General features: G+C 49.4%; 26 protein-coding genes, 1 tRNA gene, 1 other RNA gene and 1 pseudogene. 13 read left to right on the top strand and 16 right to left on the bottom strand.

Features of this window, described 5'->3' with window-relative positions; all coding sequences use genetic code 11:
• Positions 1 to 25: 25 nt before the first annotated feature.
• Complete coding sequence (locus tag FDX01_RS08405) at positions 26 to 301, bottom strand: hypothetical protein (RefSeq protein ID WP_117342898.1); 276 nt, start codon at positions 299 to 301, stop codon at positions 26 to 28.
• A 131-nt stretch (positions 302 to 432) separates the two neighbouring features.
• On the bottom strand, positions 433 to 1,071 hold the full coding sequence (gene ompW / locus FDX01_RS08400; RefSeq protein ID WP_137399613.1) for an outer membrane protein OmpW: 639 nt from the start codon (positions 1,069 to 1,071) through the stop codon (positions 433 to 435).
• A gap of 280 nt (positions 1,072 to 1,351) precedes the next feature.
• Here ompW and FDX01_RS23655 point away from each other — a divergent pair.
• The 4 genes and pseudogenes from FDX01_RS23655 to yciA form a co-directional block, all read left to right on the top strand.
• Positions 1,352 to 1,438 (top strand): annotated as a pseudogene (locus tag FDX01_RS23655) (YkgJ family cysteine cluster protein); the annotation flags it as partial.
• A 28-nt stretch (positions 1,439 to 1,466) separates the two neighbouring features.
• Positions 1,467 to 2,210, top strand: coding sequence for a YciC family protein (locus FDX01_RS08395; RefSeq protein ID WP_096756808.1), 744 nt, complete (start codon positions 1,467 to 1,469; stop codon positions 2,208 to 2,210).
• Positions 2,211 to 2,265: 55 nt separating this feature from the next.
• On the top strand, positions 2,266 to 2,805 hold the full coding sequence (locus FDX01_RS08390) for a septation protein A (protein WP_115258309.1): 540 nt from the start codon (positions 2,266 to 2,268) through the stop codon (positions 2,803 to 2,805).
• 155 nt (positions 2,806 to 2,960) lie between these two features.
• Positions 2,961 to 3,362 carry an acyl-CoA thioester hydrolase YciA gene (gene yciA / locus FDX01_RS08385; protein WP_137399612.1) on the top strand — a complete coding sequence of 134 codons (402 nt, stop codon included), beginning with the start codon at positions 2,961 to 2,963 and terminating at the stop codon, positions 3,360 to 3,362.
• An 80-nt stretch (positions 3,363 to 3,442) separates the two neighbouring features.
• On the opposite strand, the gene tonB is transcribed toward yciA, so the two are convergent.
• On the bottom strand, positions 3,443 to 4,168 hold the full coding sequence (gene tonB / locus FDX01_RS08380) for a TonB system transport protein TonB (protein WP_197970845.1): 726 nt from the start codon (positions 4,166 to 4,168) through the stop codon (positions 3,443 to 3,445).
• 215 nt (positions 4,169 to 4,383) lie between these two features.
• On the opposite strand from tonB, the gene FDX01_RS08375 reads away from it, so the two are divergent.
• On the top strand, positions 4,384 to 4,680 hold the full coding sequence (locus FDX01_RS08375) for a YciI family protein (RefSeq protein WP_003020675.1): 297 nt from the start codon (positions 4,384 to 4,386) through the stop codon (positions 4,678 to 4,680).
• Between the two features lie 444 nt (positions 4,681 to 5,124).
• Here FDX01_RS08375 and FDX01_RS23055 read toward each other — a convergent pair whose 3' ends face one another.
• On the bottom strand, positions 5,125 to 5,286 hold the full coding sequence (locus FDX01_RS23055; RefSeq protein WP_164496617.1) for a hypothetical protein: 162 nt from the start codon (positions 5,284 to 5,286) through the stop codon (positions 5,125 to 5,127).
• Between the two features lie 206 nt (positions 5,287 to 5,492).
• The gene (locus FDX01_RS08370) at positions 5,493 to 5,666 is read right to left on the bottom strand and encodes a YciY family protein (RefSeq protein WP_096756805.1); all 174 of its coding nucleotides are present in this window, start codon (positions 5,664 to 5,666) and stop codon (positions 5,493 to 5,495) included.
• Between the two features lie 142 nt (positions 5,667 to 5,808).
• Between FDX01_RS08370 and cls the strand changes: the two genes are divergently transcribed.
• Both cls and FDX01_RS08360 read left to right on the top strand, forming a co-directional pair.
• Entirely contained in the window at positions 5,809 to 7,269 is a 1,461-nt protein-coding gene (gene cls / locus FDX01_RS08365) for a cardiolipin synthase (RefSeq protein ID WP_096756804.1), read from the top strand.
• Positions 7,270 to 7,303: 34 nt separating this feature from the next.
• Positions 7,304 to 7,633: an HI1450 family dsDNA-mimic protein gene (locus FDX01_RS08360; RefSeq protein WP_096756803.1), complete on the top strand. Its 330-nt coding sequence runs from the start codon at positions 7,304 to 7,306 to the stop codon at positions 7,631 to 7,633.
• A 35-nt stretch (positions 7,634 to 7,668) separates the two neighbouring features.
• Here FDX01_RS08360 and FDX01_RS08355 read toward each other — a convergent pair whose 3' ends face one another.
• The 7 genes from FDX01_RS08355 to FDX01_RS08325 all read right to left on the bottom strand — a co-directional run bounded on the left by FDX01_RS08355 (position 7,669) and on the right by FDX01_RS08325 (position 15,598).
• On the bottom strand, positions 7,669 to 8,505 hold the full coding sequence (locus FDX01_RS08355; protein ID WP_115258307.1) for an ion transporter: 837 nt from the start codon (positions 8,503 to 8,505) through the stop codon (positions 7,669 to 7,671).
• Between the two features lie 46 nt (positions 8,506 to 8,551).
• The gene (gene oppF / locus FDX01_RS08350; RefSeq protein ID WP_096756801.1) at positions 8,552 to 9,556 is read right to left on the bottom strand and encodes a murein tripeptide/oligopeptide ABC transporter ATP-binding protein OppF; all 1,005 of its coding nucleotides are present in this window, start codon (positions 9,554 to 9,556) and stop codon (positions 8,552 to 8,554) included.
• The gene (gene oppD / locus FDX01_RS08345) at positions 9,553 to 10,566 is read right to left on the bottom strand and encodes a murein tripeptide/oligopeptide ABC transporter ATP-binding protein OppD (RefSeq protein ID WP_096756800.1); all 1,014 of its coding nucleotides are present in this window, start codon (positions 10,564 to 10,566) and stop codon (positions 9,553 to 9,555) included. The genes oppF and oppD overlap by 4 nt, the downstream gene beginning before the upstream one ends.
• An 11-nt stretch (positions 10,567 to 10,577) precedes the next feature.
• Positions 10,578 to 11,486, bottom strand: a complete 909-nt coding sequence (oppC, locus tag FDX01_RS08340; RefSeq protein ID WP_096756799.1) for an oligopeptide ABC transporter permease OppC — start codon at positions 11,484 to 11,486, stop codon at positions 10,578 to 10,580.
• Between the two features lie 18 nt (positions 11,487 to 11,504).
• Positions 11,505 to 12,425 carry an oligopeptide ABC transporter permease OppB gene (gene oppB, locus FDX01_RS08335; RefSeq protein ID WP_096756798.1) on the bottom strand — a complete coding sequence of 307 codons (921 nt, stop codon included), beginning with the start codon at positions 12,423 to 12,425 and terminating at the stop codon, positions 11,505 to 11,507.
• A 121-nt stretch (positions 12,426 to 12,546) separates the two neighbouring features.
• Complete coding sequence (oppA, locus tag FDX01_RS08330) at positions 12,547 to 14,178, bottom strand: oligopeptide ABC transporter substrate-binding protein OppA (protein WP_117342899.1); 1,632 nt, start codon at positions 14,176 to 14,178, stop codon at positions 12,547 to 12,549.
• Positions 14,179 to 14,950: 772 nt separating this feature from the next.
• The gene (locus FDX01_RS08325) at positions 14,951 to 15,598 is read right to left on the bottom strand and encodes a YchE family NAAT transporter (protein WP_115259934.1); all 648 of its coding nucleotides are present in this window, start codon (positions 15,596 to 15,598) and stop codon (positions 14,951 to 14,953) included.
• A gap of 486 nt (positions 15,599 to 16,084) precedes the next feature.
• Between FDX01_RS08325 and adhE the strand changes: the two genes are divergently transcribed.
• Positions 16,085 to 18,763, top strand: a complete 2,679-nt coding sequence (gene adhE, locus FDX01_RS08320) for a bifunctional acetaldehyde-CoA/alcohol dehydrogenase (RefSeq protein ID WP_096756796.1) — start codon at positions 16,085 to 16,087, stop codon at positions 18,761 to 18,763.
• A gap of 243 nt (positions 18,764 to 19,006) precedes the next feature.
• On the opposite strand, the gene tdk is transcribed toward adhE, so the two are convergent.
• The gene (gene tdk, locus FDX01_RS08315) at positions 19,007 to 19,624 is read right to left on the bottom strand and encodes a thymidine kinase (protein ID WP_115258305.1); all 618 of its coding nucleotides are present in this window, start codon (positions 19,622 to 19,624) and stop codon (positions 19,007 to 19,009) included.
• Between the two features lie 648 nt (positions 19,625 to 20,272).
• Here tdk and hns point away from each other — a divergent pair.
• Positions 20,273 to 20,686 carry a histone-like nucleoid-structuring protein H-NS gene (hns, locus tag FDX01_RS08310; RefSeq protein WP_096756794.1) on the top strand — a complete coding sequence of 138 codons (414 nt, stop codon included), beginning with the start codon at positions 20,273 to 20,275 and terminating at the stop codon, positions 20,684 to 20,686.
• Positions 20,687 to 20,824: 138 nt separating this feature from the next.
• On the opposite strand, the gene galU is transcribed toward hns, so the two are convergent.
• The 3 genes from galU to rssA form a co-directional block, all read right to left on the bottom strand.
• Positions 20,825 to 21,733 carry a UTP--glucose-1-phosphate uridylyltransferase GalU gene (galU, locus tag FDX01_RS08305; RefSeq protein ID WP_096756793.1) on the bottom strand — a complete coding sequence of 303 codons (909 nt, stop codon included), beginning with the start codon at positions 21,731 to 21,733 and terminating at the stop codon, positions 20,825 to 20,827.
• 203 nt (positions 21,734 to 21,936) lie between these two features.
• Positions 21,937 to 22,950 (bottom strand): two-component system response regulator RssB, encoded by a 1,014-nt coding sequence (rssB, locus tag FDX01_RS08300; RefSeq protein ID WP_096756792.1) that lies wholly within the window; start codon positions 22,948 to 22,950, stop codon positions 21,937 to 21,939.
• A 90-nt stretch (positions 22,951 to 23,040) separates the two neighbouring features.
• The gene (gene rssA / locus FDX01_RS08295; protein WP_115258304.1) at positions 23,041 to 23,946 is read right to left on the bottom strand and encodes a patatin-like phospholipase RssA; all 906 of its coding nucleotides are present in this window, start codon (positions 23,944 to 23,946) and stop codon (positions 23,041 to 23,043) included.
• A 111-nt stretch (positions 23,947 to 24,057) separates the two neighbouring features.
• Here rssA and FDX01_RS08290 point away from each other — a divergent pair, with 111 nt between their 5' ends.
• The 4 genes from FDX01_RS08290 (at position 24,058) to FDX01_RS08275 (ending at position 25,825) form a co-directional block, all read left to right on the top strand.
• Entirely contained in the window at positions 24,058 to 24,513 is a 456-nt protein-coding gene (locus tag FDX01_RS08290) for a YchJ family protein (protein ID WP_115258303.1), read from the top strand.
• 54 nt (positions 24,514 to 24,567) lie between these two features.
• The gene (gene purU / locus FDX01_RS08285; protein ID WP_115258302.1) at positions 24,568 to 25,410 is read left to right on the top strand and encodes a formyltetrahydrofolate deformylase; all 843 of its coding nucleotides are present in this window, start codon (positions 24,568 to 24,570) and stop codon (positions 25,408 to 25,410) included.
• A gap of 155 nt (positions 25,411 to 25,565) precedes the next feature.
• A tRNA-Tyr gene (locus FDX01_RS08280) sits at positions 25,566 to 25,650 on the top strand.
• A gap of 44 nt (positions 25,651 to 25,694) precedes the next feature.
• A non-coding RNA gene (locus FDX01_RS08275) (RtT sRNA) lies at positions 25,695 to 25,825 on the top strand.
• The last annotated feature ends 69 nt before the right edge of the window (positions 25,826 to 25,894 follow it).

Below are 25,894 nucleotides of genomic sequence, written 5' to 3'. Positions count from 1 at the left end.
ATATCTTTATTAACAAATGCGCAAACTAGTCTTCACCATCGAGCAGATAGCCCGCCCGGCGAATGGCCTCACGGCAGTCGCTGACGCCGGCGGCATAACCCGCTTCAATTTCGCAAACCGGGCTGGCACTGCAATAAGGTAATTTGATCGGTACGGCCAGAGCGTGTTCAAGGCTCTCCACCCGAGTCATATACCCCAGCAGTGCGCGCGCAGCATACAGGGCGAATTCTGCTATGTCATCGTTGGGTGATGATTCCAGAAGTGAAATTTTTTGTTGCAGCTGTTGGCGGGACAATTCCATCGTCAATGCCCTCAAAGCAGGTTTGCTTAAAGAGTAGCATTTGATAGAAGGGTGAAAAGGCGGGAGGGGAAAAACAGGGCCAAAAAGACGGGACAACGCTCGCCCCGTCTTTTCACATTTGAATCACAGCGTTAGAAACGATAACCCGCAGAGAACATAAACACCCACGGATCGAGGCGTACGTTATCGTGCTGCTGTGCACCAGCCAGTTTGTAGCTCGCGGTGGTGTCGATATCCATGTACCAGACCGACATGTTAATCAGCCAGTCGCGGTTGATTAAGTAGTCCATCCCCACCTGTCCCGCCGCACCCCAGGAGTCTTTCAGGCTCAGGTCAGATAATCCGGTTTCTTTGCCGTTATCGTTAAATCCTTCGTCGAAGAACGTGGTGTAGTTAACGCCGACGCCAACGTAAGGACGCAACTTGCTGCTGGAGTCGCCAAAGTACCACTGCGCCATTAGCGTTGGCAGTAAATGGTGAACGGTCGCGATATCCCCGGTGGTTGAGGTGCCGATTTTATGACGAAACGGCGTTGCGGCCAGTAATTCGACACCAATATTGTCGGTCGCCATATAGGTGAATGTCAGCCCCAGTTGCGTGTTATTGCTGACGTCAAAACCGCCCAAACTTCCCAGCGTACCGCCCGCACCTTCCGTCGGTCTTACGGTTGCAGAACCTGCGCGAATAAAGAACTCTCCCGCTTCATGCGCAAATGCGTTCCCGGAAAGTAGAGTTGTTAATGCCAATGCTGCCACTGTTAATTTTTTCATGTCCGCTCCATCGTTATGGTTATAAAAGCGGAACGAATATACCTACAATGGAGTAATAAATGATCTAACACAGATCACATTGACGCCTGTAATTTAACATTTATTGATCCAGATTAAGTTAGAACTTGCATTCAAAACCCTGGTTAACTTAATTCAGATCAATTTTGATATATTTGCACCCTGTGAGCATTTTTCCCTTCAATGGTATACGGACGTAATGAGCCATGGTGTACAGAGAACAAACAGCGTTGTTGCATAATGCTGAAGTCATAGCCAAAAATTACCGCCGCTTTACAAAGATATGCTTTTCCATACACCTCGCGATGCTGCCACTGTTGAGTTATCCAGGGTACAATTGCCCGCAAATGAACACCTGCAAAACTCAAGGAGAGTGCATGTCAATCACGGCGAAGTCCGTTTACCGTGACACGGGAAACTTTTTCCGTAATCAATTCATTACCATCTTGCTGGTATCGCTGTTGTGCGCGTTTATCACGGTGGTGTTCGGGCATGCTTTTTCCCCCAGCGACGCGCAGATTGCGCAACTCAGTGAAGGGGATCAGATAACCAACAGCGTGGGACTGTTCGACCTGGTGCAGAACATGACACCGGAACAGCAGCAAATCCTGCTACGTGCGTCAGCGGCATCGACATTTTCTGGACTTATCGGCAATGCCATCCTCGCGGGCGGTATTATTCTGATGATCCAGTTAATTTCAGCAGGCCATCGAGTCAGCGCGCTGCGGGCCATTGGCGCCAGTGCACCGGTATTGCCTAAGCTGTTTATTCTGATTTTTCTGACTACCCTGCTGGTGCAAATCGGGATTATGCTGGTCGTTGTACCCGGTATTGTGCTGGCCATTCTGCTGTCGCTTGCGCCAGTGATGATGGTTCAGGATAAGATGGGTGTCTTTGCAGCCATGCGCAACAGTATGCGTTTGGCGTGGTCTAATATGCGATTGGTTGCGCCCGCTGTGATCGGTTGGCTGCTGGCAAAAACGTCACTGTTGCTGCTCGCCCCCACTTTTGCTGTATTAACGCCGAATGTTGGCGCGGTAGTGGCGAATACGCTGAGCAATATGATTTCTGCCGTTTTGCTGATCTATTTGTTCCGCCTGTATATGCTGATTCGCCAATAAACCCTGAACGCATCCCGGCCTCTTGGTCGATGCTTTTTGATTACGGAATCGAAGAATGAAGCAGTTTCTTGATTTTTTACCGCTGGTGGTCTTTTTCGCTTTTTATAAGCTTTATGACATCTATGCGGCGACCTCGGCACTGATTGTCGCGACGGCCATTGTGTTGATTTACAGCTGGGTTCGCTATCGCAAGGTCGAGAAGATGGCGTTGATCACCTTTATTCTGGTGGCTGTTTTTGGCGGCCTGACCGTTTTCTTCCACAACGATGAATTCATTAAGTGGAAGGTAACGGTGATATATGGGCTGTTTGCGGGTGCCTTACTGGTCAGCCAGTGGGTGATGAAAAAACCGCTGATTCAGCGCATGTTAGGTAAAGAACTGACGCTGCCGCAGCCGGTATGGTCGAAACTGAACCTGGCCTGGGCCGTCTTTTTCATCCTGTGCGGTCTGGCGAATATCTACATCGCGTTTTGGCTGCCGCAAAATATCTGGGTTAACTTCAAAGTGTTTGGCTTAACCGCCCTGACGTTGGTCTTCACGCTGCTGAGCGGGGTATATATTTACCGTCATCTGCCGCAGGAAGATAAGTCATAATGTGCATTCGCCAGATCTGCGGATCTGGCGAATTTTTAACCCACCATACCTTTCTCTCACTTTAACACCGCGTTGCACACCGCCTCCCCTCTGTTCTCAGCCCACAAATTCTAGTAGCATCGCGCCTGTAATCTTTCTCTACAGTCGGTTCTACAATGACAACAACGAATAACACCCCTCAAGGTGAGCTGGTTTTACGTACTCTGGCCATGCCAGCCGATACCAATGCTAACGGCGATATTTTTGGCGGTTGGCTGATGTCGCAAATGGATATCGGTGGCGCTATTCAGGCCAAGGAAATCGCGCACGGTCGTGTGGTCACGGTGCGAGTGGAAGGAATGAGTTTTTTACGCCCGGTTGCCGTCGGTGATGTGGTCTGTTGCTATGCGCGCTGTGTGAAGCGCGGTAACACATCCATCAGCATTAATATTGAAGTCTGGGTTAAGAAAGTGGCATCTGAGCCAATTGGGCAACCCTACAAAGCCACCGAAGCGTTGTTTATCTACGTGGCCGTGGATAAAGATGGGAAACCCCGTCCGATCCCCGCCTCTGCCTGATACGACACGTTAACGTCGAAATCAGACAAGCATTATGCTAATTGCCGGATGATGGCATAGCGCCTCATCCGGCCAACTTCTTACTCGATCTGCGCAGTACCGTTCAGACGGAAAACAATATTCACCACCAGTCCGGAGCCGGGTTTTCCCGCCTCGTAGCGCCATTTGCGCATGGCATTCTTCACTTCACGCTCAAACATATTGGCGGGCTGCGCGGAAAGCACCTCCACGTTCTCAACCCGGCCATCTGACGTCACGTCAAATTTCACTTTTACACGACCTTCAATACGCAGCGCCTGCGCACGTGCCGGATACTGTGGCTGATTACGACTCAGCGCACGCGGGCCAGCAGGCGCACTGACGGTCGGCTTGCTGGTGGCCGGGGCGGTACTGGTGGTCGGGCGCGCAGGCGCGGTGTTTTCAACTGGCGCAGCCGGGCGTGATTCAACCGGTTTAACGTCACGTTTCGGCTGTTCTTGCACCTTTTTCACCGGTTTTGGCTTCGGTTTTGGCTTTGGCTTCGGTTTCTCAATAACGACCGGTGCCTCCTTCGGCGGTTCAGGAATCGGTTCGGGTTCCGGTTCTGGCTCGACGACGGGCTCCGGAGGCGGCTGAACAACCTGCGGCGGTTCGAGGTCAGCTGGCGCGACCATCGTGATAGAAATCGGCTGCGCGGGCGCAGGCAGTTCAATAACCTGATGTACCGAGGTATACAGCAGTCCTGCCACTACAGCACCATGAACGCCGACAGAAAGTAACGTCGGCCAAGGAAAGCGACGAGGTAAATCAAGGGTCATTGAAGTCATAATCGTTTCAGTTAAAAAACCAGGCCCTGATTTTAAATGCAAATAGCAATCATATTCAATAAGCCCATGGCGGTAAGCGGCATTTAAAACGCGATTTTATGATAATAACCCACTTCTAAAGTAGGGGCTTAACAAATCCGTTATCTTTCCGTTGCAGTTGTTAGGCCTTTCCAATAACGTAATTAACGACTTTTACCGATCAAGGAGCTCTTCCCGTGCTGTACGTTATTTATGCTCAAGATATCGCTGATTCTCTCGAAAAACGCCTTTCCGTGCGCCCGGCACATCTGGCACGTCTGCAACTTCTCCATGACGAAGGTCGCCTGTTGACCGCAGGTCCTATGCCCGCCGTGGATAGCAACGACCCGGGTGCGGCCGGATTTACCGGATCAACCGTCATTGCCGAATTTGAATCACTCGAAGCTGCACAAGCATGGGCTGAAGCTGACCCGTATGTAGCGGCAGGCGTTTATGCGCAAGTTTCAGTAAAACCGTATAAGAAAGTATTTTAAGCAACAACGTCAGACTAACATTAATAAGCAGAGTGATTATCTACCCGCTTATAATATTCACAAGGGTGCATCTGAATAGATAATATTCAATGCACCTGTATTATTGCTATTTCAATACTCACCATGGCATATAACACTTAGTGGTTAGAAGCTAAAGCATTTGGCAAAATGTTATGCGGCGAATCGTTTCATGAATAATGACGGTCTTTTCTACAGACGTAGAATAAGGTAGAGGAATGCTGTCGACTTCCTATTAAATTGCTATTTATCATTATCAATTTATTATGTATTTCACTTCTGAAAAGCGATACATCAAGCTCAATAAAATTTCAACTCACTAAGTTATCACTTTTAAAACAACAAGATACATCACCGCATCCATCTGAGAAACCCAATACCACTTCTGCATTACGCCATCAGAAGTGGCATTAACTCACTGATTCTTTAATATCCAGCAGCTTTATTGGCCGCATTGATTCGCTTAGTCCTGGCGTCTTTTTGATTTTTATCTGTTGCCTGCATGATGCCACCGGCAGCATCAATCCAGTCGCTTGCCGTGCAACCAGACAACGTCACACTCAGCATGAGCGCCATTAAATACTTCATCTAAACTCCGTTTTTCAAAAACCGTACAAAAATATTGGTGAAAATTTATATAATTAGTTATTACCGGCACATTGTTACAAACATATCCGACACGAGCAATCAATAAATAAGGGGCTGATTGAATAACGCAGAATATTAAGCGGGAGGATAAAAGATGGCGGGTTGTGCTGTGGTCATTGGGCACCGCCAGCGATGCCCTTTTTTGATCAGACGCTGTGGATTGCAAACAACAACGAGTTACGTTGATGGTTGAGAATGCACTTTCTGATGGTATGGATGCGCATATTGCGGCGCGATTGTCCTTCAAGCCAACGCGCTTTACGGCGACTGGCCTGACGCTGCATCCGCCAGCGCCCCACTTCCGTTCTACTACGCTTCATGTTAACCACTCTTACCGTCACAGAGCGGACATTATACCGCCTGACCGAATGCAGACCAGCAGTTTTCCCGTGTTTTTATTTGCCAGATGAATCCTGATGCGTAAACTCTTAACAATACGCTTTCAAAAGGATTTTTAAATTTATGACAACCTTCTACACCGTGGTGAGTTGGCTGGTCATTCTGGGATACTGGGTACTCATCGCTGGCGTAACATTACGCATTCTGATGAAGCGACGCGCAGTGCCCTCTGCAATGGCCTGGCTTTTGATCATCTATATTCTGCCATTGGTCGGGATCATTGCTTATCTGTCTTTTGGTGAACTTCATTTGGGCAAACGTCGCGCCGAGCGCGCCAGAGCGATGTGGCCTTCAACAGCCAAGTGGCTCAACGACCTAAAAGCCTGTAACCATATTTTTGCTCAGGAGAACAGCAGCGTCGCCTCGTCTTTATTTAAGCTGTGCGAACGTCGCCAGGGTATCGGCGGCGTTAAAGGAAACCAGCTTCAGTTGCTCACCAGTTCCGATGACGTGATGCAGGCGTTGATCCGCGACATTCAACTGGCGCGGCATAACATTGAGATGGTGTTTTATATCTGGCAACCCGGCGGCATGGCCGACCAGGTCGCAGAATCATTAATGGCCGCGGCACGACGCGGTATTCACTGTCGCTTGATGCTGGACTCCGCAGGCAGCGTGGCGTTCTTCCGCAGCCCGTGGGCCGCGATGATGCGTAATGCAGGTATTGAAGTCGTTGAGGCACTGAAGGTTAACTTGATGCGTGTCTTCTTACGCCGCATGGACCTGCGCCAGCACCGTAAGATGATAATGATCGACAATTATATTGCTTACACCGGCAGTATGAACATGGTTGACCCGCGTTTCTTTAAGCAGGATGCCGGCGTCGGGCAATGGGTTGATCTGATGGCAAGAATGGAAGGTCCAGTCGCCACCGCGATGGGGATTGTCTATTCCTGTGACTGGGAGATTGAGACCGGTAAGCGCATTTTACCGCCGCCACCGGATGCCAATATCATGCCATTTGAGCAGGCAAGTGGGCACACCATTCATACCATAGCCTCCGGCCCGGGTTTTCCTGAGGATTTGATCCATCAGGCGTTACTGACCGCGGCATACTCTGCGCGTGAATATTTAATCATGACCACGCCCTACTTCGTCCCCAGCGACGATCTGCTGCATGCCATCTGTACGGCGGCGCAGCGTGGGGTGGATGTGAGCATTATTCTTCCCCGCAAAAATGACTCTATGCTGGTTGGCTGGGCAAGTCGGGCCTTTTTCACCGAGCTGCTGGCGGCTGGCGTGAAAATTTACCAGTTTGAAGGGGGTCTGTTGCACACCAAGAGCGTGCTGGTCGATGGTGAGCTGAGTCTGGTGGGTACCGTAAACCTGGATATGCGCAGCTTGTGGCTGAATTTTGAGATCACGCTGGTGATTGACGATGCCGGATTTGGTGCCGATCTCGCGGCAGTACAGGACGATTACATCTCCCGTTCGCGCCTGCTTGATGCGCGTTTGTGGCTAAAAAGGCCACTCTGGCAACGGATCACCGAGCGACTGTTTTACTTCTTTAGTCCGTTGCTGTAAAACGTACCCAAGAGACGGTAAACAGGTAGTCATTATGGATATGGATTTGAACAATCGCCTGACTGAAGACGAAACGCTTGAGCAGGCTTATGACATTTTTCTCGAACTGGCGACAGACAATCTCGACCCCGCTGACGTTCTTCTGTTCAATTTACAGTTTGAAGAACGCGGCGGCGCAGAGTTATTTGACCCGGCAGAAGACTGGCAGGAGCACGTCGATTTTGACCTGAATCCTGACTTTTTTGCCGAAGTGGTGATTGGTCTGGCCGACTCAGAAGATGGCGAGATTAACGATATTTTCGCACGCGTTTTGTTATGCCGTGAAAAAGATCACAAGCTCTGCCATATTCTCTGGCGCGAATGAGTCAAAAGAAAAGCTGCCCAGGCAGCTTTTTTTATTTAATTCGGAAGCTTAGTTCCACAGCGGTTACAAAATTGCGCGCTGTGCTCGTGCTGATGCTGCTGACACTGAGGGCATTGACGCTGATTCTGCCGATGCTGAAACGCGCTGCTCATGTGCGTGGTAATCAAGCCCGTGGGTATTGCAATTACTGAATAACCGATCAGGATAAGCACTGACGCCACCATACGCCCTAACGGCGTGTGCGGCGCGATATCCCCATACCCAACCGTCGTTACCGTCACAATGGCCCAGTACACCGACGCATTCAGCGTATCAAATCCATACTTCGGCCCTTCAATGAGATACATCAGCGCGCCGAAAATAATCATTAAAATGGCGATAAACGAATAGAACAGAATCAACTGGTGACGTGCGCTTTTTATAGCGCCCCAAAACACCATCAACGAAGGCATAAAGCGCAACAACTTGAGGATCCGCAGTACACGAATCGCCCGCATCGCTCGCCAGGCAAACACATAGTTCAGACTCATTTCTGGCCATAACCACATCACATACAGCGGCAAAATGGTGGCCAAATCGATAATACCCCAAAAACTAAACACATATTTTGCCGGATTGGCCCAACAGCTTAATCGCAGCAAGTATTCGGCGGTGAAGACCAGAGTAATAAAGATCTCCAGCCAGACAAAAGAACGCCATTCATCATACGTTAAATGATATTGCGTCCCGACGCCCGACTCGACGAAGATGACAATGACGCTAAGCAACGCAAACAGCGCGCACAGACCTTCAAAACGACGACCTGAGCGCGTGTTTAAATCGAATAATTTACGATAGACAGCGCGGCGGACAGAGGACACAAAGCCAGACACATTCACCTCACCTATAAGAAGGGCTGACCTTTGTCAGCCCTCACGATTATAGCGGGTCTACTTTCAGGCAGGAAACAGCGTGGCGGAAACTTCCTTCCAGAACCGGTCGCGTTTTTGCACATTCCGGTCCGGCAATCGGACAACGGGTACGGAACACACAACCAGACGGCGGATTGATCGGTGACGGTAATTCGCCTTCCAACAGTTGGATGGTTTTGTTCCTCTCCTGATCGGGATCGGGGATCGGCACCGCCGACATCAGCGCTTTAGTATAAGGATGCAGCGGGTTATGGTACACCTCGTCGTAAGTGCCCAGTTCCACCGCATGCCCCAGGTACATTACCAGCACGCGATCGGAAATATGTTTAACCACCGCCAGGTCATGGGCAATAAAGATTAACGATAATCCCATTTCACGCTGCAGTTGTTGCAACAGGTTCACTACCTGCGCCTGAATCGACACGTCCAGCGCCGAAACCGGCTCATCGCAAATAATCAACTTCGGCTCGAGGATCAGCGCGCGAGCAATCCCGATACGCTGACACTGCCCGCCTGAAAATTCGTGCGGATAGCGGTTGATCAAATTTGGCAACAGCCCGACTTTCATCATCATTGCCTTCACGCGATCGCGCACTTCCTGCCCTGGCAGGCTGGGATGATAAGTGCGCAGCGGTTCTGCGATAATTTCACCGATGGTCATACGCGGGTTTAATGAAGCCAGCGGATCCTGGAAAATCATCTGAATATCGCTGCGCACCGCGCGCCACTCATCGGGTTTCATACCCAGCAAATCTTTACCCAGCCAGGCCACTTTGCCGTCGGTGGCTTTCACCAGACCAATAATGGCGCGGGCAAAGGTAGACTTACCGCAGCCTGACTCGCCCACCACCCCTAACGTTTCACCTTCGTACAGTCGCAGGGTCACGCCATCAACGGCTTTCAGTGTTTGTGAGGGTTGCCAGAACCACTGCTTGCCGTCTTTGATATCGAAATGGACTTTAAGATCGGCTATCTCAAGCAAGACTTTTCGTTGTTCAGTTGCCGTTGTCATACCAGTTCCTCCACCGGTTTAAAGCAGGCACGCAGGCGGCCTGGGCTAAACTCTTCCAGCGGCGGTGCACTGCTACAAATTTCCATCGCATGCGGACAACGAGGCTGGAACGGGCATCCTTTTGGCAAACGCAGCAGGTTTGGCGGGTTACCCGGGATGGTCAGCATCTCTTCCCCTTCAGCATCCAGACGCGGTACCGCGTTAAGCAAACCAATAGAATACGGATGAACGGGTTTATAAAAGACATCGCGCGCGCTGCCATATTCCATGGTGCGCCCGGCATACATCACCAGAACCTTGTCGCATATCCCGGCAACCACACCGAGGTCGTGGGTGATCATAATAATCGCGGTATTGAATTCACTCTTAAGTTCATTCAGGAGCGTCATAATTTGCGCCTGAACCGTAACATCGAGCGCGGTTGTCGGCTCATCGGCGATCAGTAACTTTGGCCGACACTGTAACGCCATGGCGATCATCACACGCTGGCGCATCCCGCCTGAAAATTCATGTGGATACATCTTCATACGCTTGCGCGCTTCCGGCATTTTGACCGCATCCAGCATTCTGACGGATTCTTCAAACGCTTCGGCTTTACTCATACCTTTATGCAGCATCAGCACTTCCATTAACTGCTCTCCGACCCGCATATACGGGTTCAGGGAGGTCATGGGGTCCTGAAAGATCATTGAAATTTGTTCGGCGCGCAGTTTGTTCAGCTCGCGTTCCGGTAAATTAAGAATTTCACGTCCGTTGAACGTCGCAGAACCGCCGATGCGACCATTGGCCGCCAACAGTCCCATCAGGGCAAACGCCGTTTGCGATTTCCCCGATCCAGATTCACCGACAATACCCAGCGTTTCACCGGCTCGCAGCGAAAAGTTCAGATCGTTAACCGCGGTTACATCCCCATCAGGGGTGGCAAACGTCACGCGCAGATCTTTCACGTCCAGCAGTGCGTTAGCCTGTTGTTGCGCGAGCGGCGCGGTTGAGGTTTCAATTACGCTCATGGCTGCACTCCTTAACGGTCTTTCGGGTCGAGGGCATCACGCAGGCCATCGCCAATAAAGTTGAAACAGAACAACGTCACCACCAGGAAACCTGCCGGAAACAGCAGCAGCCACGGTGAGACTTCCATTGAGTTAGCACCATCACTTAACAACGCCCCCCAACTGCTTAACGGCTCCTGGGTCCCTAAGCCAAGGAAGCTCAGGAAGGATTCGAACAGGATCATGCTCGGTACCAGTAGCGATGCGTACACAACTACCACGCCCAGAACGTTCGGGACAATATGGCGGATAACAATGCGCACGGTCGAAACCCCACCCACCTGCGCAGCCTCAATAAACTCTTTGCGCTTCAGGCTCAGCGTCTGGCCACGCACGATACGTGCCATATCCAGCCAGGAGACCATACCGATCGCCACAAAGATCAGCAGGATGTTTTGCCCAAAAAAGGTCACCAGCAGAATGACGAAGAACATGAACGGGAAGGAGTTGAGGATTTCCAGCAGGCGCATCATCACGGAGTCAATTTTGCCGCCCAGATAACCTGACAGCGATCCGTACAACGTGCCGACAATCACCGCCACCAGCGCCGCGGCAATCCCGACCATCAGCGAAATACGTCCACCAATCGCCACGCGTACCAGCAGGTCACGACCCGAAGAATCAGTACCAAAGTAGTGGCCGGACTCACTGTCCGGCGCGCTGGACATCATTCCCCAGTCGGTATCGAAGTAGGTAAATTGCGATAGCATGGGCGCAAGGGTCACAAACAGCGCGATAATCACCAGCACAACCAGACTGGCTACCGCCGCGCGGTTATGCATAAAGCGTCGACGCGCATCCTGCCACAAACTGCGGCCTTCGACTTCCAGCTTTTCACTGAAATTCTCCAGCGTCTCGCTGTTTTTCTTACTTAACATCATAGATAGCGAGCTCCAGTATCAGTAACGGATTTTCGGATCGATAACGGCATACAGCACATCAACAATCGCATTAAATACAATTGTCAGTGCACCGACCAGAATGGTCAGGCTCAATACCAGCGAGTAGTCGCGGTTCAGCGCGCCGTTAACGAACAGTTGACCAATACCCGGCAAGCCGTAGATAGTTTCAATCACCATCGAACCGGTAATAATGCCGACAAACGCCGGGCCCATATAAGACAACACCGGCAGCAAAGCGGGCTTTAACGCGTGACGGAAAATAATCCGCCGCATTGGCAGACCTTTCGCCCGTGCGGTACGAATAAAGTTGGAGTGCAGCACTTCAATCATCGACCCACGGGTGATACGGGCGATACTGGCGATATAAGCCAGCGACAACGCCACCATCGGCAAGATCATAAATTTCAGCGCCCCGCCGTTCCAGCCACCACCGGGCAACCATTTCAGCGTTATTGCAAATATCATCACTAACAAGGGGGCCACCACAAAGCTTGGGATAACCACCCCGGTCATCGCCACCCCCATCACCGTATAATCCCAGCGCGTATTTTGCTTCAACGCAGCAATGACGCCAGCACTGACGCCAACGAGTACCGCCAGGATAAAGGCAGCTGCACCCAGCTTCGCCGAAACCGGGAAGCTCGAGGCAACCAGATCGTTAACTGTATAGTCTTTATATTTAAAGGAAGGTCCAAAATCGCCATGCGCCAGTTGCTTCAGGTAGCTGAAGTACTGCGTGGTGATAGGGTCATTAAGATGATATTTCGCTTCAATATTCGCCAGTACTTCTGGCGGTAACGCACGTTCACCGGTAAAAGGACTCCCCGGCGCAAGGCGCATCATAAAGAATGAGATCGTAATAAGAATAAATAGCGTCGGAATCGCTTCCAGACAGCGACGTAATATGAATTTTAACATTGCCCGTACCTTCTGGCGTGTGCCTTTATACCTCTTTAAGCCAGTTATGGGGCCAGAGAGGTATTTATAGTTCGAAGAAAAAGACACTGTGGGGCAACGATGGTCGCCCCACGTCTTGCCATTAATGCTTGATAATATACAAGTCTTTAACGTGGATATTATCCATCGGGTCTTTACCGGAGTATCCGCCTACCCATGGTTTCACCAAACGCGCATTGACGTAGTAATACACCGGTACAATCGCAGAGTCTTTATCCAACTGCTGCTCAGCTTTCGAATACAGCTCGCTGCGCTGCGCTTCGTCAGTCACTTTCAGCGTATCGGCAATCAACTTATCAAATGCCGCGCTCTTATAGTGAACAGTGTTGTTGGAGCTGTCTGACAGCACCATGTTAAGGAAAGAAGTCGGTTCGTTGTAATCCGCACACCAGCCCGCACGAGAAACATCATAGTTACCCTGATGACGGGTATCGAGGAAGGTCTTCCACTCCTGGTTTTCCAGCTTAACGTTGGCACCCAGATTTTTCTTCCAGATAGAGGCGGCTGCAATAGCCAGCTTCTTGTGCAGATCGGAGGTGTTATACAACAGGTCGAAGCTCAGCGGTTTTTCTGCGGTAAAGCCAGCTTCAGCCAACAGTTTTTTCGCTTCTTCGTTACGTTTTTCCTGTGACCACTTGAACCACTCTGGCTCAACCAGTTTTGCGCCATCGGTATACGGCGGCGTGAAGCTGTACGCTGGCAGGTCGCCCTGGTTCTTCACTTTGTTGACGATAATGTCACGATCCAGTGCCATCTTCAGGGCGGTACGTACACGCACATCGTTGAACGGTGGCTTCTGGTTATTAATTTCGTAATAGTAGGTACACAGATACGGGTCAACGTGAACTTCGTTCGGGATCTCTTTTTTCAGTTTCTGGAATAACTCAATCGGCATGTTGTTGTAGGTCATGTCGATTTCACCACTGCGGTAGCGGTTAACATCAGTCACTTCAGAAGAAATTGGCAGATAAGTTACCTGGTTAATCACCGTTTTGGCGTTATCCCAGTAGTTAGTATTACGCTCAAGAACGATGCGCTCGTTGACGACCCAATCTTTTAATTTATAGGAGCCGTTAGAAACGATGTTCGCGGGCTGGGTCCATTTATCACCATATTTTTCCACCACGGCTTTAGGCACCGGGGAAACGGATGAGTGAACAAGCAGTTTGTAGAAATACGGAACAGGTTCACTGAGGGTAACTTCAAAAGTATGGTCATCAATGGCTTTTACACCGAGATCGGTGACCGGTTTTTTACCGGCGATAATGTCGTCAATATTAACGATGTGCCCATACTGTAAATAGCTGGAGTATGGTGAAGCGGTATTAGGATTCGCCAGACGTTGCCAGCTATACACAAAATCTTGCGCGGTCACGGGCGAGCCATCGGACCATTTCGCGTCTTTACGCAGATGGAACGTCCAGACTTTAAAATCTTTATTTTCCCATTTTTCCGCCACGCCCGGTGATGGCTTGCCATCAACGTCGCTGATTAATAAACCTTCAAACAGGTCACGGTTAATGTTGGATTCTGGCACACCTTCGATCTTGTGCGGATCGAGAGACTGAACTTCCGAACCATTATTGCGTACCAGCGTTTGCTTCTCAGCAAGTTGAACACCGGCAGGTACTTCTGCCGCCGTGGCAACATTTCCTGCGATAAGCGCAGATAGAATCCCCGCCGCTACTAAACTTTTCTTAGTGATGTTAGTCATTGTGTTTGTACTCCCTCATTATTATGGCTGGTTTTTTAACCAGACTGTTAATCCTGTACGGATCCCTGTACGGCACCGGAGATTTTCTGCCGTCAGGTGATTTATTGTTTTACTGCTTGCTATCACCGACTTTATTTATTCTGGCGGTTCGAGCGACCGCCTTGCGTCGATTTTCTACGTGTCTCCCCTGTCGGAAACACGCGGTTACTCTATTGAGAGAAACTAACTGAAAACAGTTCTCAACAACGTAAAATCTTCTGCAAAATACCTGGTCGGAAAGTATCAAATGCCTTTCTTAACCGCCAATACATTTTACAGATTTGTTAACCAATTCGCTTTTATCGAAAAAAAATCGCACATCAATGGTCCTCAAAAAGAGAGGTAATAATCTTAATGTCATGATAGATAACGAATTAAATCCATTGAGCGGTTGATTACCCTGTCCGGTATCAATATGCCGATATAATTTACATAAAATTAACAATTGGTCATTAATTAGCACATTACTCTAAAAAAGACACTGAAATAACTAATAACATTTCGATAATCCTTCAGCAAGCCCCAGAGTATAATGTTAGAAAAATAACAGTAAGTCCCCTATTCAGGGACGTAGCCATAAAAATTATTATCTTATAAATCAATGCGTAACAGATGGATTGGCAATCAGCATGTTTTACAATTTCAATGCTAATTTTCAACTTTAGTGAGACGTTTTACTGATAATGAAAAGAACGGAGCTGAGGGCCAGCTCCGTTTACTGAAAACAGTCCCGTCAGGCCAGTAAGCCCGGGAAAATAGATTTGATGCCGGTGACGATGAATTCAATCCCCAACGCCATGAGCAATAAGCCCATAATACGGGTAATAACGTTAATACCCGTTTGCCCCAACAGGCGTACCAGCCAAGGAGCCATACGAAACAGTCCCCAACAGCATAAGGCAAACAGTGCAATCGCCACAAAGAACCCGAACAGGTTTAATGCGCTGTGATAGCGAGTCCCCCAGACGATGGTTGAACTTATCGCCCCCGGCCCCGCCATCAACGGTAATGCCAACGGAACAACACCAACATTCTCGCGTATGGCAGTCTCTGACTTTTCCTGTTTGTTTTGTTTATCTTCCCCGAGTTTCCCACTGATCATCGACATTGCAATGGTTACCACCAGAATCCCGCCGGCAATTCTGAACGAATCAATCGAGATACCGAAGAGTTGCAGGATCGCATCACCAAGAAACAACGAGGTCCACAAAATAATCGCCACCGACAGGTTTGCCGTCAGATTGGTTTTGTTACGCGCCGCTGCGGTTTGGTAGCTGGTCATACTGATAAAGACCGGGATGATCCCGACGGGGTTGACCAACGCAAATAACCCAATGAAAAACTTAAAGTAAAGAGGAAAATCAAATAGCGTATGGATCACGGTTAGCTCCGAAGCGTTAGCCGGATAAAATGAGTCATAAAAAATGTTAAAAACCGCGCTGAAGATACGCTTTTTGGCAGCATTCTTCACCTTCTATCTGCGTTAATCTCTGTAAACGTGCTACCAATACTCGGTGTTATTAATATGTATGAAATATGCTAATGTTAATCTCATTCATTCCATCAATTCGTTAACACTTGCCGATAAACACTAAAAGAGCCTGCTGAAAGGTGTCAGCTTCGCGTAAATTTGATCCAGATCACGCAATTACTACTCAGAAGTGAGTAATCTTGCTTACGCCACCTGGAGGAAACGCGTTAGAGTTGAATACGCTAGCGTATAAGCTCTTTTAGTAAATCAATGTAAGGCGGGCGTTAATTAACCGTTTGATTTTCAAAACGTTACACAAATTTTCGTCGATCTGTCTATACTCTCGTAGCGAGCAGATGATTTACTAAAAAAGTTTAACATTATCAGGAGAGCATCATGGCTGTTACTAATGTCGCTGAACTTAACGCACTTGTAGAGCGCGTAAAAAAAGCCCAGCGTGAATATGCCAGTTTCACTCAAGAACAGGTTGACAAAATCTTCCGTGCCGCCGCTCTGGCTGCCGCAGACGCTCGAATTCCTCTCGCGAAAATGGCCGTTGCCGAATCTGGCATGGGTATTGTCGAAGATAAAGTGATTAAAAACCACTTCGCATCTGAATACATCTATAACGCTTACAAAGATGAAAAAACCTGTGGTGTCCTGGCCGAAGACCATACTTTTGGGACCATCACTATCGCTGAACCGATTGGTATCATCTGCGGTATCGTTCCAACCACTAACCCAACGTCTACTGCAATCTTCAAATCGCTGATCAGCCTGAAGACGCGTAACGCTATCATCTTCTCTCCACATCCGCGTGCTAAAGATGCAACCAACAAAGCGGCAGACATCGTTCTGCAGGCTGCTATCGCTGCTGGCGCACCAAAAGACCTGATTGGCTGGATCGATCAACCTTCTGTTGAACTGTCTAACGCTCTGATGCACCACCCGGACATTAACCTGATCCTTGCGACCGGTGGTCCTGGTATGGTTAAAGCAGCATACAGCTCTGGTAAACCGGCAATCGGTGTTGGCGCAGGTAACACCCCTGTTGTTATCGACGAAACAGCAGATATCAAACGTGCCGTTGCTTCCGTGCTGATGTCTAAAACCTTCGACAACGGTGTAATCTGTGCGTCTGAACAGTCCGTTGTGGTAGTAGATTCCGTATACGACGCCGTTCGCGAACGTTTTGCCAGCCACGGTGCCTATATGCTGCAGGGCAAAGAGCTGAAGGCTGTTCAGGACATCATCCTGAAAAATGGCGCGCTGAACGCGGCTATCGTGGGTCAACCGGCATACAAAATCGCTGAGCTGGCTGGTTTCTCCGTGCCGACTAACACCAAGATTCTGATTGGTGAAGTTAAAGTTGTCGACGAAAGCGAACCGTTTGCTCACGAAAAACTGTCTCCGACGCTGGCAATGTACCGTGCGAAAGACTTCGAAGATGCAGTTGTTAAAGCTGAAAAACTGGTTGCTATGGGCGGTATCGGTCATACCTCTTGCCTGTACACTGACCAGGACAACCAGCCAGAACGCGTTGCTCACTTCGGTCAGATGATGAAAACTGCACGTATCCTGATCAACACCCCAGCGTCTCAGGGTGGTATCGGCGACCTGTACAACTTTAAGCTTGCACCATCCCTGACTCTGGGTTGTGGTTCCTGGGGTGGTAACTCCATCTCTGAAAACGTTGGTCCTAAGCACCTGATCAACAAGAAAACCGTTGCTAAGCGAGCTGAAAACATGTTGTGGCACAAACTTCCGAAATCTATCTACTTCCGCCGTGGCTCACTGCCAATCGCGTTGGATGAAGTGATTACCGATGGTCACAAACGTGCGCTGATCGTGACCGACCGCTTCCTGTTCAACAACGGCTACGCTGATCAGATCACGTCCGTTCTGAAAGCTGCGGGCGTTGAAACCGAAGTGTTCTTTGAAGTTGAAGCTGACCCGACGCTGAGCGTTGTGCGCAAAGGTGCTGAACTAGCCAACTCCTTCAAACCAGACGTGATCATCGCGCTGGGTGGCGGTTCCCCGATGGACGCAGCGAAAATCATGTGGGTCATGTACGAACATCCGGAAACCCACTTCGAAGAACTGGCGCTGCGCTTTATGGACATCCGTAAACGTATCTACAAGTTCCCGAAAATGGGCGTGAAAGCGAAGATGATCGCCGTCACCACCACTTCCGGTACCGGTTCTGAAGTCACCCCGTTTGCGGTTGTAACCGACGACGCTACTGGTCAGAAATATCCACTGGCAGACTACGCGCTGACCCCGGATATGGCGATTGTCGATGCTAACCTGGTGATGGATATGCCGAAGTCACTGTGTGCGTTCGGTGGTCTGGATGCCGTCACTCACGCCCTGGAAGCTTACGTTTCCGTACTGGCTTCTGAGTTCTCTGACGGTCAGGCTCTGCAAGCGCTGAAACTGCTGAAAGAAAACCTGCCTGCGTCCTACCACGAAGGTTCTAAGAACCCGGTAGCTCGCGAGCGTGTACACAGTGCAGCGACCATCGCCGGTATCGCGTTTGCTAACGCCTTCCTCGGTGTATGTCACTCCATGGCGCACAAGCTGGGTTCACAGTTCCACATTCCTCACGGTCTGGCGAACGCCCTGCTGATCAGCAACGTTATTCGTTATAACGCGAACGACAACCCGACTAAACAGACTGCTTTCAGCCAGTACGACCGTCCGCAGGCCCGTCGTCGCTACGCTGAAATCGCAGACCATCTGGGTCTGAGCGCACCGGGCGACCGTACCGCAGCGAAAATCCAGAAACTGCTGGCATGGTTGGATGAGATCAAAGCTGAACTGGGTATTCCTAAGTCTATCCGTGAAGCTGGCGTTCAGGAAGCTGACTTCCTGGCACATGTTGACAAACTGTCTGAAGATGCGTTTGACGACCAGTGCACCGGCGCTAACCCGCGTTACCCGCTGATTTCTGAACTGAAACAGATCCTGCTGGATACCTTCTACGGTCGCGAATACAACGAAGGTGAAACTGCCGCTAAAACTGAAGCAGCTGCCGCGCCTAAAGCAGAGAAAAAAGCGAAGAAATCCGCTTAATTCAAAAATCTAAGCTGTAGTATCACGTCGAACGGTCCCTTTAGGGGACCGTTTTTTTTCGCCTGATTTATTATCACCTTCACAGCGCAAAAACTCATGCAGACCATCGCGGTGAATGGACATGCCCGTAGGAGATTGGAGGAGGATGCGCGTAAAGGGTCTACAGAGGTGATTGTAGGGTAGTACTTCTGACTTATGGCCAGTGGTCTACCCTGCGCGTTACAGCGCCCAGGCGAGCGTAGATTAATCGTGGCTGTGCCTTTCCTGAATGGCCGTCAGAGAGCCCTCAGATTGCGCCTCTTTATAGTGCTTGCGGCATACCGACACATAGCGTTCATTGCCACCAATAACCACCTGTTCTCCCTCGTTATAAGGTCGTCCAGCTTGATCAAGACGTAGTACCATACTCGCCTTCCGCCCGCAGAAACAAATAGTCTTTAATTCGACCAATTTATCTGACCAGGCAAGCAGGTATTCGCTACCGCCAAATAATTCACCACGAAAATCGGTGCGTAACCCGTAACACAAAACCGGAATATCCAGCTGATCGACAACCTCGGATAATTCATAAACCTGCTGGCGTGTCAAAAACTGTGACTCGTCAACCAGTACACAATGTATTCTCTGCTGCGCATTCTCCGCGCGAATTTCTTCGAACAATGATGAATTTTGGTTAAACAGTTTTGCAGGTGACGACAGACCTATACGTGAACTTACTTTCCCTGTTCCAAACCGATCGTCGATTTCCGCTGTATATACAACGGCACGCATGCCACGTTCCTGGTAATTGTATGAAGATTGCAGCAAAGCGGTCGACTTCCCCGCATTCATTGCAGAATAGTAAAAATATAGCTGTGCCATTGACCGTCAGCCCTCACCTGAGTAAATAAATATGGGCGCGATTGTATCATAATTCACAAACATGTCTGCGCACCGTTGTCGCCCACATACGTATAAAAAATCGCGTCAGCATCACTCATCAACCTCCTAAATATGACGAACTACGGTAAGGTTCAGGAAACAGACTTAAGTTATGGATCGCACAGTGATGCACACCACCAATGCTCGAATAATCTGACTTATGACGGTATATACACATTCTTTCACAAATAGTGCCCTTGAAATTCATCAACGGTGCTTATCATCACAGTTCAATAAAGAAACCTTGCTTTCAATGTTATTGAATCCCCCTACGAACACCCTGTAATAGTGAATTCCCGTAAGCAAAACTAATACAAAAGGTTGAAATTACTGCAAACAGATACAATTACCGTGCTGTAAAATGTGACCTGAATCTTGAATTTTCCTGCATGACTGAAGAGTAGCCCCCACACCAATAAGCCTTTTTTATGCCCTTTCCCAGACGAAATTTAACGACAATGAATTAATGCAGATACTAAATAAAGCGCAATTTTGAATTCCTTACATTCCTGGCTATTGCACATCTGAATTTATCGCTCTATTATTAGCTCAACAAACCCCACCCAATATAAGTTTGAGATTACTACAATGAGCGAAGCACTTAAAATTCTGAACAACATCCGTACTCTTCGTGCGCAGGCAAGAGAATGCACTCTGGAAACGCTTGAAGAAATGCTGGAAAAATTAGAAGTTGTCGTTAGCGAGCGTCGCGAAGAAGAAAGCGCTGCCGCTGCTGAAGTTGAAGAGCGCACTCGTAAACTGCAACAATATCGTGAAATGCTGATTGCTGACGGTATTGACCCGAACGAACTGCTGAATAGCATGGCTGCGGTTAAAACCGGTGCTAAAGCCAAGCGCGCAGCACGCCCAGCTAAATATAGCTATGTTGACGAAAACGGTGAAACGAAAACCTGGACCGGCCAGGGTCGTACACCGGCAGTAATCAAAAAAGCGATGGAAGAACAAGGTAAACAGCTGGACGATTTCCTGATCAAGGATTAATCCACAATTAGTTTGCTTAAAATCCCGCCGACGGCGGGATTTTTTTTACCTGTACTTCGCATAACACCGACCCAATAGGGGTATAAAAAAACGGCGCTGGATAAACAGCGCCGTTGCATGCGGATTAATAACGTGATGTTACTTCTTAATACCCATCTCGTCTTCAAGCCAGGCTTTAAATTCAGCGCCAAGGGTATTATGACGAATACCATATTCGACGAACGCTTGCATATAACCCAGCTTATTACCACAGTCATGGCTTTTGCCCTTCATGTGATAGGCTTCAACCGTTTCTTTTTCAATCAGCATATCGATAGCATCGGTCAACTGAATTTCGTCACCTGCGCCCGGAGGCGTTTTTGCCAGCAGAGGCCAGATATCTGCACTCAGGACATAACGCCCTACAACCGCAAGATTAGATGGCGCGACATCGGCTTTCGGTTTTTCCACAACGCCGACCATCGGTACGCTTTCGCCCGGCGCTAATTCCACACCTTTACAGTCCACCACGCCGTAAGCCGTCACATCTTCTACTGGCTCCACCATAATTTGGCTGCTGCCTGTTTCATCAAAGCGACTAATCATTTCGGCGAGGTTATCGCGGGATAAATCAGATTCGTATTCGTCGAGAATAACATCCGGCAGGATGACCGCTACGGGTTCATCACCAACAACCGGGTGCGCACACAATACAGCGTGACCCAGACCTTTTGCCAGACCCTGACGAACCTGCATAATCGTCACGTGCGGTGGGCAAATAGATTGCACTTCTTCCAGCAACTGGCGCTTAACACGTTTTTCCAGCATAGCTTCAAGTTCAAAGCTGGTATCGAAGTGGTTTTCAATCGAATTTTTAGACGAGTGAGTCACAAGGACAATTTCAGTGATACCCGCGGCAATACATTCGTTGACGACGTATTGAATTAATGGCTTATCAACCAGCGGTAACATTTCTTTAGGAATTGCCTTGGTCGCCGGTAACATCCTGGTTCCTAATCCCGCTACCGGGATAACGGCTTTTTTGACTTTCGAATTAAGGGCAGCCATTTAAAACTCTCCTGGACTGTTCATGTATTGAACGTGTTCATCAATCTGTATCGCATCCGAGTATATCAGTACCGCAACAAGCTTCAGGTCTGAAAAGGACGCGCGTCGGTATAATTAAGATAAATACGAATAAATCTGGCGCTGATAGTAGCACTGCAAAAGACAGAGAGGTGAGCCAATTTGAATCCCTGCCTCTCGATTGTTCATTCTGCGGACAACATCAGTCGCAGACGCCCCCCGGCACCCCAAATTTGGCACTGCCAGGACTCACAGCGTTGGCTTAGTTGGTTGAGGTACGTATTCCCCAACGTTCCCAACGGAACACCGTTACTGATTTGCACGTTGTGGCTACCAGTATTTAAGGTCGCATTCAGGCCCGCAGAGACCAGGACCAAATTTTTTAAACCGCTATGGTAGTAACCCACCAGCAACGGAAATTGCCCCGGTAGATTGGCCTGTCGAAGCAGATGATTAACCTGTTTCAGGAGCGTACCGAGCTCCGGCAACCGTTGATTCTGATGTGCCAGTTGCTCTTGTAGCAGCCCATTAAACAGTGCCCGTAACAACAGTGCCGCCAGCACGCCATTATCCCCTGCCCGCGTCACATCCAGGCAATAGAAGGCAAGATCGTGTTCCGACAACGGCGCAATATCAAGGACCAGGCCGGGTTGATCGGCGGCAACCAGTTGACGGTAGTTGATGCGACACTGTGAAATCACCTGTTGAACCGGTGGCTGTAGCTCTTGTAACAGTTTTGCTGCTGCCGCGGGGTCGCCGACCATCGCATCCCAGTCACGAAATAACCGCTCTTCTTCTTCAACGCGCGAGTTAAACATGTTGGGGTAAAGGCACGCAAAAACCGTTTCCCGTAGTCGGTTAAGGTCTTTCACCGGCTTAAGCAACACATCATCCACACCGAGGCGAAGTGCTTTGGCAATATCAGACATATTTTCTGTCGCGGAGATAACCAGGATTGGCGTCCGATCGCCACGGTTACGCAGGTATTCAACCAGTTTGAGACCGTTCATTCTCGGCATCGCAAGATCGCAGATCATCAGATCGGGTGTAAAGCGCCCCAATAATTCCAGCGCATCAAGCCCATCGCCCGCTACAGCCGTTGTCGCTCCCAAAGAGGAAAACCATGAGTCCAGAAGTGAGCGAAATACAGGCTCATCTTCAACAATAAGAATCTGTTTTCCGACCAATGGCTGCGTCATATTCTCCCCCCTGACTGGCTTTAATCAATAGTGGCATGCTATTGCTACTCACGCCTGTCAGAATTGACTTAAGTGTTGATAAAAAATGCGTTAGATGTTGGTCTTCACCAGTGGCAGCAACTCATCCATTTTTTTCTCTACCGCAAGCTGCCCGGCAGCAATAGCTGCACCAGCACGGTGGAAGTCCAGCGTGGATATTTGCGGACAAAACGGTTGAATTAGAATATCTGGCGGGTCGCCGGCCATGCGGTTACGTTTAAGCCGGTTTTCCAGCACCTGAATAGAGGTGGTCATGATCTCCATCGCCGTGGGCGCAGTGACCGTTCGTCTGGCGGTGATATTACTCAACCGCTCTTTCAGACGCGCATGCCATGAAAGCTCGTCATCACTCGAGTCGGTATCATTGCTGACGTTAAAGGAGAGCAGATCTTGTTGCATGAGGTGCGCATCATGTTGCAGGTCAACCGCAATGACGATATCGGCGCCTAGCGCACGCGTCAGCGAAACCGGCACAGGGTTAACCACCGCGCCATCAACCAGCCAATAACCATTATGTGCAACCGGGGACATCAGACCAGGAATACTGCAAGAGGCCCGCACGGCAAGGTGTAAATCACCTTCGGTAAACCACAGTTCGCGACCCGTACTCAGATTCGTCGCGACGGTAGCAAACCGGCGCTGGCAGTGTTCAATTGACTCGACAGGCATGACGTTGCGGTATTGATTAAACACGCGTTCACCGCGCAGCAATCCGCCTCTGCGCCAGGAGAGATCCATCAGGCGTAAAACATCCCAATAGCTGAACGAGCAGACCCATTGCTCGAGGGCGGGTAATTTATTACACGCATAGGCGGCACCAACCAACGAGCCGATTGAGCACCCTGCAACGATATCAACATCAATGCCCATATGTTTAAGGGCCTTAATCACACCAATATGCGACCAGCCTCGTGCCGCGCCGGAACCTAGCGCCAGCCCAATTTTTATTTTTCTCATTGTACCTACAGACTTCCCCTGGCTTGCAGACGTAGCAACATCACTACGGCTCAGTTAACATAGTGCTACCGTGGCGTTTTTACGCCGTTTTTTTATTCCAGGGAGTATTTTGTGTCTCAGCTTTGTCCCTGTGGTAGCGCTGTCGAGTATAGCCTATGTTGCTACCGTTATGTGTCTGGCGCGCAAGTAGCACCAACGCCGTCACACCTCATGCGTTCTCGTTACTGTGCTTTTGTGATGAAAGACGCAGATTACCTGATTAAGACCTGGCACCCCGACTGTCATGCTGCTGCATTTCGCGATGAGATTAGCGCAGGATTTGCCCATACCGAATGGCTTGGACTTACCCTCTTTGAACAGGCAACGTCGGACACAGAAAATACCGGCTATGTCAGCTTTGTGGCGCGGTTTTCCGAACAGGGGAAAACGGGCGCCATTATTGAGCGCTCTCGTTTTTTAAAAGAAAACGGCCAGTGGTATTATATTGATGGTACGCGCCCGCAAATTGGCCGTAACGATCCCTGCCCTTGCGGGTCAGGTAAAAAATTTAAAAAGTGCTGCGGCTAACCCACGCCCGACAGCATCTATTACGCAAACATTTTCAACAGGAATACCCCGGCAATGCATTCACAACAACGTAAAGTTCTGCGCACTATCTGCCCCGACCAAAAAGGTTTGATCGCACGCATCACCAATATTTGTTACAAGCATGAACTGAACATCGTGCAAAACAACGAGTTTGTTGACCACCGTACCGGTCGCTTTTTTATGCGTACAGAACTGGAAGGCATTTTTAATGACGTCACGCTGCTGACCGATCTCGACGGCGCACTGCCTGAAGGATCCATTCGCGAACTTACGCCAGCAGGCCGTCGCCGCATCGTTATTTTAGTCACCAAGGAAGCGCATTGTCTGGGCGACCTGTTAATGAAAGCCAATTACGGTGGACTCGATGTTGAAATTGCGGCGGTAATCGGCAACCACGACACGCTGCGTTCGCTGGTTGAACGTTTTGATATTCCTTTTGAGCTAGTCAGCCATGAAGGATTAACCCGCGAAGAACACGATCAAAACATGGCCGATGCCATCGACGCCCACCAGCCTGATTATGTGGTGTTGGCGAAATATATGCGTGTCTTGACGCCAGAATTTGTTTCACGCTTCCCGAATAAGATTATTAATATTCACCACTCGTTCCTGCCTGCCTTTATTGGTGCACGTCCGTACCACCAGGCTTATGAGCGTGGCGTCAAGATCATTGGTGCAACGGCTCACTATGTGAATGATAACCTCGATGAAGGTCCAATCATCATGCAGGACGTGATTCACGTGGATCACACCTATACCGCAGAAGATATGATGCGCGCAGGCCGCGACGTAGAAAAGAATGTGTTAAGCCGTGCGCTGTATCAGGTTCTGGCCCAGCGAGTCTTTGTTTACGGTAACCGAACGATTATTCTGTAATCACCAATAATATGAATTGATTAGCTTTACTGCGTTACGGATGAAAAACACGCAAACGATCTACGTTAAGCAAAGGAATGCTTTACAGCGGCGCGTCATTTGATATGATGCGCCCCGCTTCCCAAGGAAGCAGGCCAGTAAAAGCATTACCCCGTGGTGGGGTTCCCGAGCGGCCAAAGGGAGCAGACTGTAAATCTGCCGTCATCGACTTCGAAGGTTCGAATCCTTCCCCCACCACCATTATTCACTACAGCGATGTAGTTAACTCGATGAGCAATGCAGAAGTTTGCACTTATCGGGGAAGGGTGAGAACCTTCGATTAAGGTTCGACTCGAGCGAAAGCGAGAGAACGTTGCTAAGGGCAACGGCCCGAAGGGTGAGGAGCGAAGCGACGAATAATCCTTCCCCACCACCATCCTAATAGCATTACCTACAATTTGAACTACCCCTGGTGGGGTTCCCGAGCGGCCAAAGGGAGCAGACT

This window comes from Citrobacter sp. wls613, assembly GCF_005281195.1.
In the GTDB taxonomy this organism is placed as follows: Bacteria; Pseudomonadota; Gammaproteobacteria; order Enterobacterales; family Enterobacteriaceae; genus Citrobacter; species Citrobacter gillenii.
Note: the sequence above shows the minus strand (reverse complement) of the source record. Positions and strands in the feature narration are given on the sequence as shown.

Bases quoted from the DNA above. Each gene is read 5' to 3' on its own strand.
- FDX01_RS08405 (WP_117342898.1), bottom strand. From the start codon at position 301: ATGGAATTGTCCCGCCAACAGCTGCAACAAAAAATTTCACTTCTGGAA.
- ompW (WP_137399613.1), bottom strand. From the start codon at position 1,071: ATGAAAAAATTAACAGTGGCAGCATTGGCATTAACAACTCTACTTTCC.
- FDX01_RS08395 (WP_096756808.1), top strand. From the start codon at position 1,467: ATGTCAATCACGGCGAAGTCCGTTTACCGTGACACGGGAAACTTTTTC.
- FDX01_RS08390 (WP_115258309.1), top strand. From the start codon at position 2,266: ATGAAGCAGTTTCTTGATTTTTTACCGCTGGTGGTCTTTTTCGCTTTT.
- yciA (WP_137399612.1), top strand. From the start codon at position 2,961: ATGACAACAACGAATAACACCCCTCAAGGTGAGCTGGTTTTACGTACT.
- tonB (WP_197970845.1), bottom strand. From the start codon at position 4,168: ATGACTTCAATGACCCTTGATTTACCTCGTCGCTTTCCTTGGCCGACG.
- FDX01_RS23055 (WP_164496617.1), bottom strand. From the start codon at position 5,286: ATGAAGTATTTAATGGCGCTCATGCTGAGTGTGACGTTGTCTGGTTGC.
- FDX01_RS08370 (WP_096756805.1), bottom strand. From the start codon at position 5,666: ATGAAGCGTAGTAGAACGGAAGTGGGGCGCTGGCGGATGCAGCGTCAG.
- cls (WP_096756804.1), top strand. From the start codon at position 5,809: ATGACAACCTTCTACACCGTGGTGAGTTGGCTGGTCATTCTGGGATAC.
- FDX01_RS08360 (WP_096756803.1), top strand. From the start codon at position 7,304: ATGGATATGGATTTGAACAATCGCCTGACTGAAGACGAAACGCTTGAG.
- oppF (WP_096756801.1), bottom strand. From the start codon at position 9,556: ATGACAACGGCAACTGAACAACGAAAAGTCTTGCTTGAGATAGCCGAT.
- oppD (WP_096756800.1), bottom strand. From the start codon at position 10,566: ATGAGCGTAATTGAAACCTCAACCGCGCCGCTCGCGCAACAACAGGCT.
- oppC (WP_096756799.1), bottom strand. From the start codon at position 11,486: ATGATGTTAAGTAAGAAAAACAGCGAGACGCTGGAGAATTTCAGTGAA.
- oppB (WP_096756798.1), bottom strand. From the start codon at position 12,425: ATGTTAAAATTCATATTACGTCGCTGTCTGGAAGCGATTCCGACGCTA.
- oppA (WP_117342899.1), bottom strand. From the start codon at position 14,178: ATGACTAACATCACTAAGAAAAGTTTAGTAGCGGCGGGGATTCTATCT.
- adhE (WP_096756796.1), top strand. From the start codon at position 16,085: ATGGCTGTTACTAATGTCGCTGAACTTAACGCACTTGTAGAGCGCGTA.
- tdk (WP_115258305.1), bottom strand. From the start codon at position 19,624: ATGGCACAGCTATATTTTTACTATTCTGCAATGAATGCGGGGAAGTCG.
- hns (WP_096756794.1), top strand. From the start codon at position 20,273: ATGAGCGAAGCACTTAAAATTCTGAACAACATCCGTACTCTTCGTGCG.
- galU (WP_096756793.1), bottom strand. From the start codon at position 21,733: ATGGCTGCCCTTAATTCGAAAGTCAAAAAAGCCGTTATCCCGGTAGCG.
- rssB (WP_096756792.1), bottom strand. From the start codon at position 22,950: ATGACGCAGCCATTGGTCGGAAAACAGATTCTTATTGTTGAAGATGAG.
- rssA (WP_115258304.1), bottom strand. From the start codon at position 23,946: ATGAGAAAAATAAAAATTGGGCTGGCGCTAGGTTCCGGCGCGGCACGA.
- purU (WP_115258302.1), top strand. From the start codon at position 24,568: ATGCATTCACAACAACGTAAAGTTCTGCGCACTATCTGCCCCGACCAA.